The sequence below is a fragment of the Nonomuraea sp. NPDC049695 genome, from assembly GCF_040674955.1.
GTDB lineage: Bacteria > Actinomycetota > Actinomycetes > Streptosporangiales > Streptosporangiaceae > Nonomuraea > Nonomuraea helvata.
In genome coordinates, this window is the sequence record NZ_JBFANV010000083.1 from 15,465 (window position 1) to 31,680 (window position 16,216).

At 72.0% G+C, this 16,216-nt stretch carries 25 protein-coding genes; 4 read left to right on the top strand and 21 right to left on the bottom strand.

All coding sequences use genetic code 11. The features are described from left to right. Nucleotides 1-48: 48 nt before the first annotated feature. The 10 genes from AB0J64_RS44465 to AB0J64_RS44510 all read right to left on the bottom strand — a co-directional run bounded on the left by AB0J64_RS44465 (nt 49) and on the right by AB0J64_RS44510 (nt 6,457). Nucleotides 49-246 carry a hypothetical protein gene (locus AB0J64_RS44465; protein ID WP_364041740.1) on the bottom strand — a complete coding sequence of 66 codons (198 nt, stop codon included), beginning with the start codon at nt 244-246 and terminating at the stop codon, nt 49-51. Then, nucleotides 225-485, bottom strand: a complete 261-nt coding sequence (locus AB0J64_RS44470) for a hypothetical protein (RefSeq protein ID WP_364041742.1) — start codon at nt 483-485, stop codon at nt 225-227. Before AB0J64_RS44470 ends, AB0J64_RS44465 begins: the two co-directional genes overlap by 22 nt. A gap of 69 nt (nt 486-554) precedes the next feature. After that, on the bottom strand, nt 555-1,070 hold the full coding sequence (locus AB0J64_RS44475) for an ABC transporter substrate-binding protein (protein WP_364041744.1): 516 nt from the start codon (nt 1,068-1,070) through the stop codon (nt 555-557). 11 nt (nt 1,071-1,081) lie between these two features. Further along, on the bottom strand, nt 1,082-1,396 hold the full coding sequence (locus AB0J64_RS44480) for a hypothetical protein (RefSeq protein ID WP_364041746.1): 315 nt from the start codon (nt 1,394-1,396) through the stop codon (nt 1,082-1,084). 45 nt (nt 1,397-1,441) lie between these two features. Further along, the gene (locus AB0J64_RS44485) at nt 1,442-2,749 is read right to left on the bottom strand and encodes an MFS transporter (RefSeq protein WP_364041748.1); all 1,308 of its coding nucleotides are present in this window, start codon (nt 2,747-2,749) and stop codon (nt 1,442-1,444) included. 31 nt (nt 2,750-2,780) lie between these two features. Further along, complete coding sequence (locus AB0J64_RS44490; protein ID WP_364041750.1) at nt 2,781-3,668, bottom strand: fumarylacetoacetate hydrolase family protein; 888 nt, start codon at nt 3,666-3,668, stop codon at nt 2,781-2,783. Nucleotides 3,669-3,670: 2 nt separating this feature from the next. Continuing rightward, the gene (locus AB0J64_RS44495) at nt 3,671-4,750 is read right to left on the bottom strand and encodes a mandelate racemase/muconate lactonizing enzyme family protein (protein ID WP_364041752.1); all 1,080 of its coding nucleotides are present in this window, start codon (nt 4,748-4,750) and stop codon (nt 3,671-3,673) included. A gap of 6 nt (nt 4,751-4,756) precedes the next feature. Beyond that, the gene (locus AB0J64_RS44500; RefSeq protein WP_364041754.1) at nt 4,757-5,080 is read right to left on the bottom strand and encodes a Rieske 2Fe-2S domain-containing protein; all 324 of its coding nucleotides are present in this window, start codon (nt 5,078-5,080) and stop codon (nt 4,757-4,759) included. Continuing rightward, a complete protein-coding gene (locus tag AB0J64_RS44505) occupies nt 5,077-5,805 on the bottom strand; it encodes a dienelactone hydrolase family protein (RefSeq protein ID WP_364041756.1) in 729 nt (242 codons plus the stop codon). Before AB0J64_RS44505 ends, AB0J64_RS44500 begins: the two co-directional genes overlap by 4 nt. Next, nucleotides 5,798-6,457, bottom strand: a complete 660-nt coding sequence (locus tag AB0J64_RS44510) for a cupin domain-containing protein (protein ID WP_364041758.1) — start codon at nt 6,455-6,457, stop codon at nt 5,798-5,800. The genes AB0J64_RS44505 and AB0J64_RS44510 overlap by 8 nt, the downstream gene beginning before the upstream one ends. A gap of 200 nt (nt 6,458-6,657) precedes the next feature. Between AB0J64_RS44510 and AB0J64_RS44515 the strand changes: the two genes are divergently transcribed. Next, on the top strand, nt 6,658-7,194 hold the full coding sequence (locus AB0J64_RS44515; RefSeq protein ID WP_364041760.1) for a hypothetical protein: 537 nt from the start codon (nt 6,658-6,660) through the stop codon (nt 7,192-7,194). Between the two features lie 15 nt (nt 7,195-7,209). Here AB0J64_RS44515 and AB0J64_RS44520 read toward each other — a convergent pair whose 3' ends face one another. The 7 genes from AB0J64_RS44520 to AB0J64_RS44550 form a co-directional block, all read right to left on the bottom strand. Beyond that, nucleotides 7,210-7,758, bottom strand: a complete 549-nt coding sequence (locus AB0J64_RS44520; RefSeq protein WP_364041762.1) for a sigma factor — start codon at nt 7,756-7,758, stop codon at nt 7,210-7,212. 49 nt (nt 7,759-7,807) lie between these two features. Next, on the bottom strand, nt 7,808-8,383 hold the full coding sequence (locus tag AB0J64_RS44525) for a TetR/AcrR family transcriptional regulator (protein WP_364041764.1): 576 nt from the start codon (nt 8,381-8,383) through the stop codon (nt 7,808-7,810). A 58-nt stretch (nt 8,384-8,441) separates the two neighbouring features. Beyond that, nucleotides 8,442-8,801 (bottom strand): DoxX family protein, encoded by a 360-nt coding sequence (locus AB0J64_RS44530; RefSeq protein ID WP_364041766.1) that lies wholly within the window; start codon nt 8,799-8,801, stop codon nt 8,442-8,444. 33 nt (nt 8,802-8,834) lie between these two features. Further along, nucleotides 8,835-9,146: a hypothetical protein gene (locus AB0J64_RS44535; RefSeq protein WP_364041768.1), complete on the bottom strand. Its 312-nt coding sequence runs from the start codon at nt 9,144-9,146 to the stop codon at nt 8,835-8,837. A gap of 28 nt (nt 9,147-9,174) precedes the next feature. Beyond that, a complete protein-coding gene (locus AB0J64_RS44540; RefSeq protein WP_364041770.1) occupies nt 9,175-9,954 on the bottom strand; it encodes a hypothetical protein in 780 nt (259 codons plus the stop codon). Continuing rightward, nucleotides 9,945-10,208 (bottom strand): hypothetical protein, encoded by a 264-nt coding sequence (locus AB0J64_RS44545; protein WP_364041772.1) that lies wholly within the window; start codon nt 10,206-10,208, stop codon nt 9,945-9,947. The genes AB0J64_RS44540 and AB0J64_RS44545 overlap by 10 nt, the downstream gene beginning before the upstream one ends. Before the next feature lie 174 nt (nt 10,209-10,382). After that, nucleotides 10,383-10,616: a hypothetical protein gene (locus AB0J64_RS44550; protein ID WP_364041774.1), complete on the bottom strand. Its 234-nt coding sequence runs from the start codon at nt 10,614-10,616 to the stop codon at nt 10,383-10,385. A gap of 60 nt (nt 10,617-10,676) precedes the next feature. On the opposite strand from AB0J64_RS44550, the gene AB0J64_RS44555 reads away from it, so the two are divergent. Next, the gene (locus tag AB0J64_RS44555; RefSeq protein WP_364041776.1) at nt 10,677-11,099 is read left to right on the top strand and encodes a hypothetical protein; all 423 of its coding nucleotides are present in this window, start codon (nt 10,677-10,679) and stop codon (nt 11,097-11,099) included. Between the two features lie 16 nt (nt 11,100-11,115). On the opposite strand, the gene AB0J64_RS44560 is transcribed toward AB0J64_RS44555, so the two are convergent. Next, a complete protein-coding gene (locus AB0J64_RS44560) occupies nt 11,116-12,075 on the bottom strand; it encodes an NADP-dependent oxidoreductase (RefSeq protein ID WP_364041778.1) in 960 nt (319 codons plus the stop codon). Between the two features lie 100 nt (nt 12,076-12,175). Here AB0J64_RS44560 and AB0J64_RS44565 point away from each other — a divergent pair, with 100 nt between their 5' ends. Further along, nucleotides 12,176-13,156, top strand: a complete 981-nt coding sequence (locus AB0J64_RS44565; RefSeq protein ID WP_364041780.1) for a helix-turn-helix domain-containing protein — start codon at nt 12,176-12,178, stop codon at nt 13,154-13,156. Between the two features lie 15 nt (nt 13,157-13,171). On the opposite strand, the gene AB0J64_RS44570 is transcribed toward AB0J64_RS44565, so the two are convergent. Next, entirely contained in the window at nt 13,172-13,498 is a 327-nt protein-coding gene (locus tag AB0J64_RS44570; protein ID WP_364041782.1) for a hypothetical protein, read from the bottom strand. Between the two features lie 689 nt (nt 13,499-14,187). After that, nucleotides 14,188-14,757, bottom strand: a complete 570-nt coding sequence (locus AB0J64_RS44575; RefSeq protein WP_364041784.1) for a TetR/AcrR family transcriptional regulator — start codon at nt 14,755-14,757, stop codon at nt 14,188-14,190. A gap of 85 nt (nt 14,758-14,842) precedes the next feature. Here AB0J64_RS44575 and AB0J64_RS44580 point away from each other — a divergent pair, with 85 nt between their 5' ends. Then, nucleotides 14,843-15,448, top strand: a complete 606-nt coding sequence (locus AB0J64_RS44580; RefSeq protein ID WP_364041786.1) for a TetR family transcriptional regulator — start codon at nt 14,843-14,845, stop codon at nt 15,446-15,448. 54 nt (nt 15,449-15,502) lie between these two features. Here the strand turns inward: AB0J64_RS44580 and AB0J64_RS44585 are convergent, their stop codons facing one another. Further along, nucleotides 15,503-16,186: a hypothetical protein gene (locus AB0J64_RS44585; RefSeq protein WP_364041788.1), complete on the bottom strand. Its 684-nt coding sequence runs from the start codon at nt 16,184-16,186 to the stop codon at nt 15,503-15,505. Between the last annotated feature and the right edge of the window lie 30 nt (nt 16,187-16,216).

Below are 16,216 nucleotides of genomic sequence, written 5' to 3' on the forward strand. Positions count from 1 at the left end.
AAGCTCGTGGTGCCGCCGGGGGACGACCTCGGCGGCACCTCTGCCTAATCACACGACGGGATACTCGGCCACCTGGCGGAAGCCGCCGTCGTCCACCACATGGAGCGCGGTGACGGTCGCGAAATTGTCCCCGAAGGGGTCCCATGCCGACGGCGCACGGTAGGCGATGCCGTCGAACCGCTGCTCCCGCAGCGCCGCCGTCGTTCCTTCCCGGTCGCCGCCGGTCATGACCGCGCGCAGGAGCATGCGGGCGGCGTCGTAGGCGTTGAGCGCGTAGCCGGCGACGGGCCCGTACCGGCGCTCGACAGGGCCGCGAACTCCCGCGATCCCCGCACCTCGCCGATCTGCGGGGTGGCCGACGACACCAGCGTGCCCTCCCCCTCGGTGGCGGCCGCTCCGGCGGCGCGGACGAAGCCGTCCAGGTCCCAGCAGCCGTCGCCCGTGGCCAGCAGGACGTTCGAGCCCTGCTCGCGCAGGTGGCGCACCAGCCGCGCCCCCTCGGACGAGCCGCCGTAGAAGACGACGTCGGCTTGCGGCGGCGGAAGCTTGAACGCTTAAACGTCGTAGCGGTCCTCGATCCGGCCGCCCAGGGCGGTGAAGGCGCGCTCGAACTCGGCGGCCATGCTGGTGCCGTACGCCGTCCGCGCGGCCACCACCGCCGCCGACCGCTTGCCGAGCCGATGGTGCAGGTGGAGGGCGATCGCCCGGGCGGTACGGTCGTCGCGGTTGGTGAAGCGGAAGACGTGCCGCATCCCGCGCCCGGTCAGCGCGGGATGGGACGCGACCGGAGCGATCACCGGCAGTCCGGCCGCGTCGTAGACCTCCGCCGCCGCCAGCGTGACGTCGCTGTGGTAGTGGCCGATCACGCCGACACACGAGGCGTCCCCGGCCAGGGCGCGCGCCACCCGCTCGCCCTCGCCCACGTCTCCCTTGTCGTCGAACACCTTCAGCCGTACGTCCTGCGCTGCGTGCTCCCGCACCGCCATGCCCACGGCCCGGCCCATCTCCCGGGCGAGCGGCCAGTACGGGCCCGACAGCGGCCCTGCCACAGCGATAGATCGTTCTGCCATCGCGGTCGTCGTCACTCTGCGGGGCAGTCCTTGGCGTAGTCGCCCCGGACGAGGCCGTCCCAGAAGAAGCCCCTGCTGACGTGTGGCGGGATCCACTGGCAAGGCATGGTGGTGCCGTCCGTCAGGACGACGGTCCCCTGGATGGCGACCTCGCAGTCGTTGCCCACCTTGGCGAAGCCGTAGATGGTCGCCTCCAGCTCCGCGCAGGCGCCGAACGTCCTGTCCTGCACGGACGCCGCGGAGGTCGGGCCGGCCATGAGCGCGCCCGTCGTTGAGATGGCCGCGACCGTGACGAGGGCGGCGGTGAAACGCTTGATCATCGACATGAGGTGTTCTCCTCGGGGGGATTTCGGATCTTGCGACGGGTCACACTATTGAGCACGCGATGATCGCCGTGCATCAGTCACACGACCGGTGCCGTCCCCCAGTGCTCGCGGTACGAGCAGCGCGGCGACGGCGCCGAGCGTGGCGCAGGCCGCGAAGAGGTAGAAGTTCCACGTGTAGGACGCCTGCGCGTCCATGAGGACGCCCACCGCCAGCGGCCCCGCGATGGCGCCGGTACGCCCGATGCCGAGGGACCAGCCGAGCGCCGCGGCCGGGCGGGCGGGGAAGTACGCCGCGACGAAGCTGTTCACCAGCACCTGGCTGGAGACGGCTCCCGCGCCCGCCAGGGCGAGCAGCGCGTACAACATCAGCGGTTCCAGCGGGACGCTGAGCGCCAGCAGGGACACCGCGACCAGCAGGAAGGAGGCGACGACCGTGACGCGGTGCCCGAACCGGTCACCGGCCGCGGCGGTGGCCCACGACCCGAGCGTTCCTCCGATGCTCAGCGCCAGCAGGGCGCCGATCGCCGGCCCGAGCGGATATCCGGCGGACAGCATGATGCGGGGCAGCCACGTGCCGAGCCCGTACCAGGTGAGCAGGGCCAGGAAGGTGGCCGCCCAGAAGCACAGCGTGGCCGCCAGGTCGCGGCCGCGGAAGAGGGACCGGGCGTCCGGTTCCGATGACGTCCTCTGCTCCGGGACGGTCAGGCCGTACCGGTGCGCGAGCGTGGCGGCCCGCTCGTGCTGGCCCGTCCGGACCAGGTGGTTCAGCGATTCGGGAAGGTAGCGCCACGCCAGTGGCACGATGAGCACGATCGGGCAGGCGCCGATCCAGAACAGGGCCCGCCAGCCGGGGGAGGGCAGCAGCGCCGCCGACAGCATGGCCGCCAGCACCCCGCCGAGAGAGATGCCCGACAGCGCGAGCGCGTAGGTGAGGGTGCGGTGGCGGGGCGGCGCGTACTCCATCAGCAGCGCCGAGGCGGTCGGGATCAGCCCGCCGAGGCCGATGCCGGTCAGCAGCCGGCTCGTGGCGAGCGCGGCGGGCGAGCCCGCCAGCGCGCAGCCCATCATGCACAGGGAGAACAGCGTGATGGAGGCCAGCATGCAGGCGCGGGGGCCGAACCGCTCGCTCAGCGCGCCGGCCGTGATAGCGCCCACCAGCATGCCGAGAAAGGTCAGCGATCCAATGACGCCCAGCGTCGTGCCGTCCAGCGCCCAGCCGGGCTCGGATTCGAGCACCGGCAGGACGCTGCCGTAGACGATGAGGTCGTAGCCGTCGAAGACGATGGCCGACCAGCACAGCAGCGTGATGAGGAGGGCTGGGCGGCGTGAGACCGCAGGGAGGACGACGCTCATCCGGACATCCCCTTTCCGGGGCCGTGCGCGTTCAGGTGGGTGAGCCGGCCCCGCGGACAGGGACGGTCATGTGTCCCAGCCGGCTGATGGAGACCGAGATGAGGTCGCCGGCGACGATGGGGCCGACCCCTGGCGGCGCTCCGGTCATGATCACGTCGCCCGGGTCCAGCGTCATGATCGCCGACGCGTGCGAGACGATGCGCGCGACCGGCGTGACCATGTCCCTGGCCGACACCTTCTGGCGTACGGCGTCGCCGACGCGCAGCTCGATGTCCAGCGCCTGGGGGTCGCCGACCTCGTCGGCGGTGGTGAGCCACGGGCCGAGCGGGGTGAAGGTGTCGTGGCTCTTGCGGCGGGACCGGTCGCCGTCGCCGCGCTCGGTGATGTCGAGGCCGATGAGATAGCCCAGGACGTGGGAGAGCGCCGCGTCCTCCCCGATGTTCTTGCCGCCGCGCCCGATGACGACGGTCAGCTCGCTCTCGTGGTGGATCTCCCGGCCGGCGGCCAGCGCGGGCAGGACGATCGGGTCGGCCGGGCCGCTGACGGAGCTGGGCGCCTTGAGGAAGACGTCGAAGTCGAGCAGCCACGAGGGCGGCGCGCTCGCGTGACGGGGGAGCACGACGTCGCGCATCTCGGCGACGTGGGCGGCGTAGTTCGACGCGCACGCGATGATCTTGCCGGGGTTGAGCACGGGGGCGCGCAGCCGTACCTCGCTCAGGGGGCGGGCGGGTGCCTGCCGCGCGGCCTCGTCCAGGGCGGGCCTGAGCGCGGGGAGGTCCCGGCACAGCCGCAGCCACCAGCCGGCGCCGTGGGGGTCGGCGTCCCGCCGCTCGGGGACGGCGGCGGTGACGTCCCTGATCGTGTCGCCGCCCGCGCCGACGAGGCCGAGCCGCCAGTCGTCGAAGATCGCCAGTCTCATGGTCAGCCCTTCACCGTGTAGCGGTCCAGCGCGTCCGCGTCCCAGCGCATGCCGTGGCCGGGCCGGTCCGGTGGCACGGCCACGCCGCCGCGCACGGTGAGCGTCTCGGCGAGCAGGTCGTCGATCAGCGGGAAGTGCTCGACGTACGTGGCGGACCTGGCGGCGGCGGCGAGGTGGACGTGCAGCTCGGGCAGGAAGTGCGGGCTGATCGCGACGCTGGACGCCTCGGCGAGCGTGGCGATGCGCAGGCACTCGCTGATCCCGCCGGCGAGCGGCGCGTCCGGCATGAGGACGGCGCAGGCGCCCTCGTCCAGGTACTGCTTGGCCTCGTACCTGCCGAGCAGGTGCTCGCCGACGGCGATCGGCACCGGGCAGCGCGCCGCCAGCAGGGCGTGGCCTCTGACGTCGTCGGACGGCAGCGGCTCCTCCATCCAGGCGACGTCGTACTCGCAGAGGCGGTGGCCCAGCCGCTGGGCGTCGGCGGCGGTGAGCCGCTCGTTGCAGTCCACCATGATGACGATCTCGGGGCCGACCGCCTCACGGACCTTCGCCACCCGCCGTACGTCCGCCTCGACGCCGTGCGCGCCGGCGCGCAGCTTGACCGCCCGATAGCCCTCCTCGACGTACGACAGCGCGCCGGCCACGAGGTCGTCGTCGCTCATCTGGTGGGTGGCGCGCCCGCTGCCGTAGATCGGGACGGTGTCGCGGTGCGCCCCCAGCAGCCGGAACAGGGGCAGCCCCGCGCGGCGGGCGCGCAGGTCCCACATGGCGATGTCCAGCGCCGACAGGGCGGGCAGCGCGACCCCCCGGCCGACGCGGTGCGTGGCCGCCCAGAGCCGGTGCCAGGTGCGCTCCCAGTCGAGGGGGTCGAGGCCGGTCACGGCCGGGGTGTAGAGGGAGGTGACGATGGCGTGGGCGCCTTCGATGCCGCCGGTGAGGGCGTAGGTGAAGCCGGTTCCGCTCGCTCCGTCCGTGTCGTGGACGGTGACGTGCAGCACCTGGACGCTGGTCGCGCCCGATCCGCCCCTGGCAGCGCCCAGAGGCACGACGACCAGCCTCGCGGCCACGTTGTCGATCTTCAAAGGGGTTCAGCTCCTGTCTTGCGCGGGCAGTCCGAGGCAGAGCCAGCCCTGCCGGACCTCGACGGGGTAGGTGGGGACGGGCTGGCCCCGGCGGTCCAGCCGCTCTCCGGTGGTCAGGTCGTAACGCCATCCGTGCAGGGGGCAGGTGACGGCGCCGTCGCCGACGTCTCCCTCGCTGAGCGGGCCGCCCATGTGCGGGCACGACCCGCCCAGCGCGCGAAAGCCGTGCTCGGTGTGGAAGAGGGCGATCCGGTCACCGTCGACCTCGACGGTGACCGACTCGTGCGGGGGCAGCGCGCCCGCGGGGGCCAGGCGCACCCAGTCGATCACGTACGCGGGGGCAGGTAGTACGAGAGGTACGCCCCGGTACGGGCCCATGCGGTGGTCGCGGCCACCGGCCGGTACACCTCCGGCCGGAAGTCCTCATGGAAGGCGTGACCGGCGCCCGGATAGGTGTAGATCTCGGCCGGTTTGCCGCGCAGCCGCTCGGCCAGCTCGGCGGCATCGGCCGGCGGGACGAGATGGTCGGTCTCGCCGAAGTGGCCGAGCACCGGGCAGGCCGCCTTGGCGGCGGTCTCCAGGGGGGAGACGGGCTTGTTCTCGGTGAGCTCGGTGTAACGCAACATGCCGTAGAACGTGATCGCGCAGCTCAGGTCGGGGATCTGGGAGGCGGCCAGCAGCGCGTATGTGCCGCCGATGCAGAAGCCGAGCACGCCGACGCCGCCGTACCAGCGGTCCTTGAGCCAGGTCACCGCGTCGCTCATGTCGGCGAGCACCTGAGGGTCGGACAGCGACGCGACCGCCCGCATGACCTTGTCCAGGCCGCTGAGGTCGGGAGCCTTGCCGCCCTGCCGGGCGTAGTAGTCGAGCACCAGGCAGGCGTAGCCGTCGGCGGCCAGCCGGTCCGCCTGCCGCAGGACGTAGTCGTTGACGCCGGCGATCGCGGTGGTGAGCACCAGCGCGGGCCGCTCCCCGCCGCCGCTGCCGTCACTGACGAGGAACCCTCCGGCGCCCTGCTCACCGAGAACGACCGGCTGCCGCACGATCTCAGGCATCGGCGTCGTCCTGCTTACGGGTGACACTCCACGAGGGGCTCGTGCCGGTGACCATGTGCCGGATGTTCTCCTGCCCGAGCGGCTCCTCCCAGAACAGGGTGCGGCTCGCGGCCATCATCGGCATGTCCTGGACGACGTACATGAGGGTGTCGGCGTCGCCCTCGGCGTAGTGCGCGTGGTACGCCCACGCGGGACAGGCCAGGGTGTCGCCCTTCTCCCAGTGGTACTTCGCCCACGTCGAGCCCCCCTCCTGGACGGCGGTGTAGCCGCTGCCCTCCAGGATGTGGTAGATCGCGACCGAGTTGTGCCGGTGCGGAGGAACCTCCTCGCCGGGGTGGATGAGCTGCCAGCCGATGAAGATGAAGGGCGTCGCGCCGACGAGCTCGCCGGTGTCGGCGTTCACCGTCGTGCAGAAGCGCCGCTCGGCCTCGCGCAGCGGCTCCTCGGCGAGCCGGTCGAGCGTGGCGCGGACGTCTGCGAACTTCCAGAAGGCCGGACGGGTGTCCGGCTTGTTGACGACCTTGAAGTAGTCGTCGGCGGTGAGGACGGAGGCCACCTCGTTGGACTCCGTCACGGAGCGCATGTTCGGGAGCAGCTCGCGGTACTCCTGGATGCTGATCGCTCTGCCGTGGGCTGGTCGGGACTCTGTCATCGCCGGGCACCTGCTTATTGATTTAGGTATGTCTTTACCTAAAGAAGCACCTATCGGCCGGACACGTCAAGAGGGCGCCGGGCACGGATGGGCGCGTTTGGGCGCGTATGGGCGCAGGCCAGTCGCGCGGCAGATTCGATCGCCCGTACGCCGGTGCCAGGCTTGCCATGAACTCTTATGTGCTCGAAGGAGACCCTTTGATGGCCACTCATCGCTTCGTGGCGCCGGCGAGGCCGGCCTACCCCGGACATCGGACGGACGCGGCGCGGCCGGCGCGCTCCAGGCATCGGGCGGACACGGCGCGGCCGGTGACGATCGCCGCGAGCGGGCTCCTCGCCGCGCTGGCCGCCCTGTCCGGCGTGGCCGCCCTGGCCGGCACGATCATCGGCGGCCCGGACGAGGTGCCCGACGCCGGCGCGCCCGGACTGCTGGCCGCCGACCTCTACAGAAGCGCCGTCCACGCCGAACTCGTCATGCGCGGCCACGTCGTCGCCAGCGCCGGCCTGCTCGTACTGGCGCTGAGCCTGCTGCTGGCCACCCGGCAGCGCAGGGCGCACGTGGCGCTCGCCCTGGTCACGCTGCCGGTTCTTGGCTTGTGGGTGTACGACGCGGTCGACAGCGTCGTCGTCCTCCGCTCGGCCCTGTCGTTGGCGGCCGCGGGGTGCGCGGCATGCATGCTCGTTCTCGTATGGCTCCCGTCGTCCCGCGGCTGGCTGGCGTCACGGCCCGGCCAGTAGGGGCTCTCACAGGCGTCAATTGCCGTCAGGGCGCTCGCCCAGGCCATCGACCCAGCCCATGTCCTCATAGGTGACCCGCAAGGCCGGTTCCGACTTCCCTTGGGGACGGAACTCGTAGCAGAGCAGCTCCGCCGTGCCGCGGTCCACGACCAGTCGTGACTCGCCCGCACCGTCCCCCCTGTCCGCCGTGGTCAGCGCCAGAGCTGTCCCCGGGCGGCCCAGCGAATCGGTGACATCTCCTATCGACTTGATCGCGGGTTGCCCGGCGAGCAGCCGGAAGAGGGCGGCCCGGGTCCCGGGGCTGAAGGTGGTCCGCCGGGGCTGTTCCCGCTGGCGCCGCCGCCATCCGCTGACGTTCCCGTTGACCAGCATGCGTCGCAGGTAGGCGTGCGGGTCGGCGGAGCCCACGCGCCGCCACTGTACGTACAGCCGGACCAGGCAGTCCTGGAGCAGTTCCTCGGCCCGGTGACGGTCGCCGGTGAGCAGGACGGCGACTGCCATGTGCCTGCTCCAGGCCGCCTCGACGAAGGCGGCGTACGCGGCGTCTTCGGTTGGATCACTCACATGGCGTCAACGCGGCGGTGCCGGAAAAGGTTGGCAGAAATGCCTTCCTTTACCGGCTCGCCGCCTCCGAGGTGTCCGGGACGAGGGGCAGCAGCAGCTCGTAGAGGCCGCGGAGCCGGTCGGCGTCGATGGGCGGGAAGACGACGGTCGCGCCGACCGCCAGCAGGTAGGGCAGCAGGGCCGCGGTGCGGGCGGCGTCGTCGCTGGTCACGGCCGGTCGCCACACTCTCTGGAGCGCGGCCAGCCGGGCCTCGTCGAGGCGGGTCTGCACAGCGCGGACGTCCGCGTCCCAGGTGGCCCAGGCCCGCAGGGCGATCTCGAGCTCGGGCCGGTAGAGGCCGGTGCCGTCGGGGCGGACGAGCCGCGTCAGGTGCGCGAGCACGGTGCGGGCGTCGGTCGGGCCGGCCGCTTCGGTGATGGCACGGTCGAGCGTCTCGAGCGAGAGGCGCTCGAAGTGCGCGAGCAGCTCCTTCTTGTATCCCTCGGCGCCGTCGAAGTGGTGGTGGAAGGAGCCCTTCGACAGCTTCAGCCGGGCGGCGATCCGGTCGATGCGGATTCCCGCCGCACCCTCCTCCGCGAGAACCTTCAACCCCTCGTCCAGCCACCGGTCACGTGCCGTGCTCATCCGGCGAAAATAGCACAGGCGACGGGCCGGTACGGGTGCGCCTGAGCGCCGGCCTGCCTCATGGCAGGAAGCTGTAGACGCCGGTCGCAATGCAGATCAGGAGCATGCAGGTGGCGTTGAGGAAGAGGTTGCGGCCGAAGTCGCGGGCGATGATGTGCATCGTGATCGCGACGATGAAGTAGAGCACGAGCGCGGCGCAGGTGATGGCGGCGAGGTACGGCAGCCAGATGCCGATGATCAGGCCGGCCGCGGCGGCGAACTTCAGTGGCGGCATCATCCACCAGTAGCGCCGTGGCCAGTTCACGTCCTCGAAGCACTGGGCGATGAACGGCATGGGCTTGATGCACATGATGCCGTCGCCGGCCTGGATGAAGGCCAGGACGGCGACCGGCCAGATGGGGTCGGGCAAGGCGTACATGTCTCTCCTCGGATTCGCGGGACGACGCATAACCTAGCCATACCATACCATACGGTACGGTATGGCGTAGAGGCCGGTGGCCAGACAGGCGACCGGGATGACGGGCAGCACGTAGCGGTGGTCGAAGTCGAGGACCGCGACCGGGCCGACGAGCAGGCCGATGGCTACGGTCCAGGGCAGCAGGGCCAGGCGGGGGCGGCGGATCGCGGCGGCGGCGCCGAGCAGCAGGATCGCGGCCAGGAGGGGGCCGTGCAGGTAGGCGGCGTACTGGTAGGCGATGAGGAGGTCGGCGTACGGGGAGACGGAGGTCTGGCCGCGGATGGCGGGGTCGTATTCGCGTTTCACCTTGTCGATGAGTGGCTGGGTGGGCAGGTCATGGTGGCCGTGGGTGAAGCCGAAGGCGGGGGTGACGCGGGCGGGGTGGGCGATGGGTCCAGGAGAAGGCGACGGCGGTGTCGGTGGCGACGTCGGCGAGGTAGTCGAGGGGTCGGGTGAGGATGGCGCGGAGGGCGAAGGAGCGGGCCAGGTCGTTGTGGGTGAAGCGGTCGCCGGGCAGGCGGTTGAGGGAGGCGCCTGGGGCCCAGACGTATTCGGAGGCGGCGTCCATCTTGGTGTCGTTGGGGCACAGGCGGGCTTGGTCGGATGGGGGCTGGATGCGGGTGTAGTCGGCGAAGGTCATGGTGCGGGCCCAGAGGGCGACGCCGTCGGCGCCGCTGAGGGCGAAGCGGCCGTGCCAGGCGGCGTACCAGGTGGCGTAGCCGGTCAGGGGCAGGGCGGCGGCCAGGGTGAGCGCGGTCAGGCGGCGCCATCCGATGCGCTGGGCGGCCAGGACGAGGACGACGAGCAGGAGCAGCGGCAGGGCGATGGTGCGGGTGAGGGTGGCGGCGGCGAACAGCAGGCCCGCTCCGGCGGTGGCACGCAGGGACGGTTTCGGGTTCCACAGCAGCACGGTCAGGGCGGCGGTGATGAGGAAGATGAACTGGGTGTCGGACAGGACCGCGTGTTCCAGGCGCAGGAAGGAGGCGTCCAACAGGAGAGGTGCGGTGGCGGTGGTGGCTACCCAGGCGGGTGCCGACCTGCGGCGTAGTACGGCGTACAGCAGGATCGCAGTGGCCAGGCCCAGCGCGTGCTGGACGGCGGCGATCAGGTCCACGTTGTGGAAGGGCAGCAGGGCGCGCAGCAGGAGGGGTAGCCGATGGGGTGGAAGGTGGCAGAGGGGGCGGGGTGGACGGCGGTGTCGAGGTAGGTGAAGGAGTCGTACCAGTAGAGGGTGGCGGGGCGGTAGCCGAGCATCGTCACCAGCCGCAGTACGGCGGCCAGGGTCAGCAGGACGGTGAAGGCGCGGTGGTCGGCGAGGGCCGTGGCGCGGCGCTGCGCGGGCAGGGCCGTGCGGAGGTCGGCGAGCACGTGGTATCCGATCGTCGGCGGGAAGCCCGCGCGGGCACCCGGCGATGAGAGCGGCCCGGCCAGGGCCTGACAGGCAGCCAGACGCTAATCGCCCCGGGCGCCTGCGCACATCTGTCACGTGACTGGCCCTGCGAAGGGGGTACCGTGCGTACGTTCGGTTGCGATGGCGGGCGGTCAGCCCCGTTCGCGGCGGAGCGAGCATCGACCGATCTGGCAGGGCTCCAGGCCGCTGCCCTCCAGCGCTTTGCGGGTCTCCTCCAGGAGACGGGCAGGTACTCGACCGTACGGCCCGGCGCCGTGCGTGCGTTCGGCCAGGTCCTGCGTGAGCCGGCGGCGGGCGCGGCGCGCCGCGATGATCTCCCGCATCGCCCGGCGTACAGCGTGGACGGCCGATCGTCCGCCGCTCATGAGCGGGAACGCGGGGGCACTGAACCAGGCGATGACGTTGATGGACGCGAGGGTGACGTCATGATCGAGTACGCGTTGGGCGAGGTACAGGACCCCGAGACGCCCACCATGCGCCATGCGGTGGTGGAGGCGACGCCCGGCGAGTGGGCTCGCGCCGCCTGTCCAGCGGCACCTCGCGTCTGGGTTCACGCGGTGGCCGGCGACATCTTCCCGTTCCCCGGCCCCTTGGGTGAGGAATCGGCCTGTTGCCCCGCGTGTGTGAAGCTCGCGTTCTCTGCCATGTGGCCCGCGCCATGCCGGAACCAGCCGCCCGGCACGGAGCGGCGGCACCACCGGACCGCGCTCGACCCGAGGGCGCTCGACCGGCTCGGCGCCGGCGCGGACCTGGCCATCGGTGCCCTGACCGGCCTGCGCTCGCACACCACCGAAGGGACCGACGACGGCGGCGTGTACGTGCGCGTGTTCGTCGTCGCGCCGCCGTGAAGGTCCTGCCGGCGAGTTATCCCAGGACCCGCAGCACGATCTTGCCGGTGGTGCGGCCGGTCTCGCCCAGTCTGTGCGCCGTGGCCGCCTCCGACAGAGGGAAGACGTGCTCGACCGCCGCACGCAGCCGTCCCGTGGCGGCCAGGTCCGCGACGGTGGCCAGGGCGGCGTTGTCGGGCTCCACCAGCATGAAACCGGCACGAACGCCGAGGGCCGCCGCGTGCGGTTTCAGCGCGTCGTCGGCCGGTGAGGCGAGCGACACCAGCGTTCCCCCCTCGCGCAGCACGCCCAGGGAACGGGGTCCGTAGTCGCCGCCGACGGGGTCGAGCACGATGTCCACGTCCCGGACGGCGGTGGTGAAGTCGGTCGTGGTGTAGTCGATGAGGTGATCGGCGCCGAGTTCGCGCAGGAACGCGTGCTTCCGCAGGCGCGCGGTCGCGATGACGTGGGCGCCGTACGCCTTGGCGAGCTGGACGGCGACGTGCCCGAAACCGCCGGCGGCGGCGTGGATCAGGACCCGCTGTCCCGGCTGGAGCCGTCCGGTGTCGAAGAGCGCCTGCCAGGCCGTCAGCGAGACGAGAGGCAGGGCCGCCGCGTGGATGTGGTCGATCTGCGGTGGTTTGCGGGCGAAGTGCCGTGCGGGAGCCGTCACGTACTCGGCGTACGCCCCGGCCTGGTGGGGGAAGCGGGGCATGCCGAACACCTCGTCGCCCTCCCGGAACAGCGTCACGCCCAGGCCCGCGGCCTCGACCGTCCCGGAGACGTCCCAGCCGACGACGGGCGGGTCGGCCCACAACCCGAGGCCGCCGCCGGCGCGCTGTTTCCAGTCGGTCGCGTTGACTCCGGCCGCGTGCACCCGCACCAGGATCTCGCCGGGCCCCGGCGCGGGCCGGGGAAGCCAGGTCTCGCGCAGGCCGTCCGCGTTCCCCCAGGCGGCCACGACGATGGCCCGCATCCGCGCGGTCGTGTCGTTCATGCTCGATGTGCCCCTCTCGGTGTGCTGGACGCCGCCAGCCTGCCGCCGGAGGGAAGCGGGCACCATTGGCCGGAAGGCCACTTTGTGCCAGGATCTGGCCATGCATCGTGTGGTCGTCCTCGCGCTCGACGGCGTCATCCCGTTCGAGCTGGGCATTCCGTCCCGCATCTTCGGCGAGGCCACAGGGGCGAGCGGGGAGCCGCTCTACGAGGTGATCGTCTGCACGGTGGACGGAAAGCCGGTGGCCAGCAGCGAGGGCTTCACCATCGGCGCCGCGTACGACGCGGGAGCCCTCGCCGGCGCCGGCACCGTGGTGATTCCGCCGTCCACCGCTCTGGGGCCGGTGCGCGAGCACGGCCGGCTGTCCGGGCCCGTGACCGGCGCGCTGTCGCGCATCCGGCCGGGCAGCCGCGTCGTGTCGATCTGCACGGGCGCGTACGTGCTGGCCGCCGCCGGTCTGCTGGACGGCCGTCCGGCGACCACGCACTGGCGCGAAGCGGAGAGCTTCCAGCGTACGTTTCCCCAGGTCAGGGTCGATCCGAGCGTGCTGTTCGTCGATGACGGCGACGTGCTCACCTCCGCGGGCGCCGCCGCAGGGGTGGACTTGTGCTTGCACCTGGTCCGGCTGGACCACGGGAGCGAGACCGCCAACCGGGTGGCCCGCGGCTGCGTCGTGCCGCCCTGGCGGGACGGCGGGCAGGCGCAGTACATCGAGCGGCCGATCCCCGAAGCGGCGCAGGCCACCACCGCCGCCACCCGCGCCTGGGCGCTGGAGCGGCTCGAACAGCCCCTGACCCTGGCCCGGCTCGCCGCCCACGCGCGGACGAGCGTGCGCACCTTCACCCGCCGCTTCAGGGACGAGGCCGGCATGACCGCCGGTCAGTGGCTGACCAGGCAGCGGGTGGAGCGGGCCCGTCTCCTGCTGGAGACCACCGACCTCACGGTCGACCAGGTCGGCGACAGGAGCGGATTCGGCGGCTCATCGTCCTTCCGGCACCATTTCCGTACGATCGTCGGCATCTCGCCCGCCGCTTACCGCCGCGGCTTCCACTCTCCGCGGCCCGATGGCGGCGGGCGGTGAGGTACGGCCGGCGGCTCAGTCCGCGAGGTTCGTGCACTTCTCCGCTTCGGCCTCGGCCGCCTTGTCGTCCTTGCCCAGGCCCTTGACCTGCTCCAGCGTGATCTTCCCCGCCATGTACGACTTCAGGTCGTCCTGGTCGCCGAGCTTGAGCGCGACCTCGGCCATGCAGTCGGTCACGTCCCCCGGCACCCCCTTGAAGTTCTCATCGGCGGCCAGCTTGCCCACGAGCCCGGCCTTGTCGGGAGCACTGCCGGCACCACTGCCGCACGCCGCGACGGCCAGGGCCAGGGCGGCCGTCGTGATGCCCAGCGTCAGAGCGCGGACGGTGGTGGAGAGGATCATGTGGGTGCCTTCCGGATCAGGCGCCGAAGATCATTTGGCTTCGGACGTGGAAGCAATGATGCAGACGGCCGCACCCCCGGTCCATCGGATGCGCTCCTGGTTCCGAAGACCAGTCAGGTGACGGATACGGCCGGTTTCCGAAGGTCGGCGAGCTCCGCCTCGATACGGGCGTGGGTGTGCCGCAGATGCCGGAGCGTGCCGGTCGAACTCCGCCGTCGTGACGCCCGCCAGGTGGATCGAGTTACCGACGCGCCGGCTCAGCCGGACCATGTGCGGCGCGGCGATCCGGCGCAGGTCGCGGCTCCAGCTCAGGCCGGCCGCTCCGGCGGACATGGCGGGCCCGGGGACGTAGGCGTGCGTCTCGTCCTGGACCAGGAAGTCGCGGTACACCAGCGCCTGGAGCAGGCTGGCCCGTCACCACGGACCGCGCGAAGAGGTTCGCGGCGAGCGCTCGCAGGAGCGTCCTGCCCATGAGCGCCGTTGTACGGGCCGGCGCCTCCGTCGTGCTGGTCCGGTCGAACACTTCGGCAGGCGGAGGACGCACGTCACGCTCCCATCATGATGGGGAAGGCGAGGGAGTGGCCGATACCCGGCCCGTACGCCGGCATCGATTCGGCCCATCGGCTTCTCACGGTAGAGGCCGGAGGTGGCGGGCCGAATCAGTCACCCGACCGGAAACCGCCTCCGCCCTATGAGGCGGCGAAGCCGTAGAGCAGGCCGTCGACCAGGGCCGGAATCTCCTCGGCGGTGGGCAGGGGGCTGCCGTCGGCGACGCGGATGGAGATGACTCCCGAGATCAGGTCGGCGATCAGCCTGGCGTCGGTGCCCGGCGGGAACGTGCCGCGTTCGACCCCCCGATCCACCAGCGAGGAGATCAGCTCCAGGCGGCGGTTCATGACGTCCCGGAACAACCCCGTGACGTCCGAGTCGCGGCACGCCTCGCCCAGCCCCTGCCTGAGCAGCCTGCGCAGCTCCGGCCTGCCGAACTCCCGCATGATGACGGTCAGCAACTCGCACAGGTCGTCACGGACCGAGCCGGTGTCGGGCAGGTGGAAGCGCTTGAGGCTGACCTGGGAGAACGCCTCGACCAGCAGCTCGCGTTTCGTCGGGAAGCGGCGGAAGACCGTGGTGCGCCCCACCGCGGCACGCGCCGCCACGTCGTCGAACGTCATGTCCAGCCCGCGCTCGAAGAGCAGCTCGGCCATGGCCGCCCTGATGGCCTCGTCCAGCTCGGGATCGGGCCTGCGTCCTCCCGGCATCGGTACCCCCATACTGATCGACCGGTACTGACAGTACCGGAACCTTTGCGACGGAAACTCAACAGCGATGAGTTATTCTGCTGGGATGAGCGAGACCAGCCGGAGACGGACCCCCGGACGTCGCCCGGGGACCTCGGGGACCCGCGAGGCCATCGTACGGGCGGCGCAGCAACACTTCGCCGAGCGCGGCTACACGGCGACCACCATCCGGGGCGTCGCGTCGGCGGCCGACGTGGACCCCGCGCTGGTCCTGCAGTTCTTCGGCAGCAAGGACGGCCTGTTCGACGCCGCCCTGCGGGTCGATCCGCCGACTCGGTCCCTGCTCCCACTGGTGTACGAGGGCGACGTCGAGGCGCTGGGGGAGCGGCTGCTGCGCCGGTACCTGGAGCTGTGGGAGACGCCGGACACGGGAGCACGCCTTCTGGCGGTGGTGCGCGGATCGGCGGCGTCGCCCAGTGCGTCGGCGATGGTGTCGGCGTTCATGTCCGAGGAGGTGATGCTGCCCCTGGCGCACGCCATCGGGGCGGACCACGCCGAGCTGCGGGCCAACCTCACGGGCGCCCACCTGCTCGGGCTCGCCACCGCCAGGTACGTGCTGCGCGTGGAACCGCTCGCCTCGCTCGGCCGCGACCGGGTGGTCAGCATCCAGGCGCCTGTCGTGCAACGCCATCTCACCGGAGACCTCGGCTGACAGCGCCCCGGTCGCGGCACGGTCCCGCCGCCCGCCGCCAGGCAACGGGTATGCTCAGCCGCCCTGCTCGCGGCACGGGTCTCCCTCCCCGGGCGCGGAGGACGGGCAGTCCCCGTCCTGACCCTCGGCGGCCGGGCGCACGTCGAAGACGCGCCAGTCCCCGCCGGCCCGGCTCACCGTGACCGCCAGCTCCTCCGTCTCCCGCTCGTTCCCGCGCTTGGTGGTGAGCCGGCGGGTCTCGGTCACGACGAAGACGACGGCCTGCCCCGAGATCCGCCTGACCTGCTTCAGCTTGCCGGTGGCCGTGGAGACGACCTGGCCGTCGCGGTTCCGCCCGACCCTGCTCGGCGCGGTGAGCTCCGTGGCCAGCACGTCGCCGAGTTCGGGGGTCGTGTACGCCCTGACCCGGCCCACGTGCGCCGCCGGGTCCTCGTCGTAGCGGAAGGTGCCGTACACGGCGGTGAACCGCTCGGCCAGGTCGGCAGTGGCGGCGAGCTGCTCCGCACGGAGCGGCAGGTAGTCGTAGACGTCGAACGGCCCCGTGCTCGATGGAGAAGGGGCCGGCGGCGCGCTCGGTGGGGCTGCCGGCGGCGTGCTCGAAGAAGCGGTGGCGCGCGGCGCACGCTCCGGCCGGTCAGGGGAGTCCGGCCACGCCGCCAGCCAGACGCCGACCGCCGCGAGGACCACGACGACGGCGGCGAAGACCGCCCCTCGCCCGCTACCGTTCCGCGCGCGCACGAGCGACCCGGCGGCACGGCACCGCGGCTA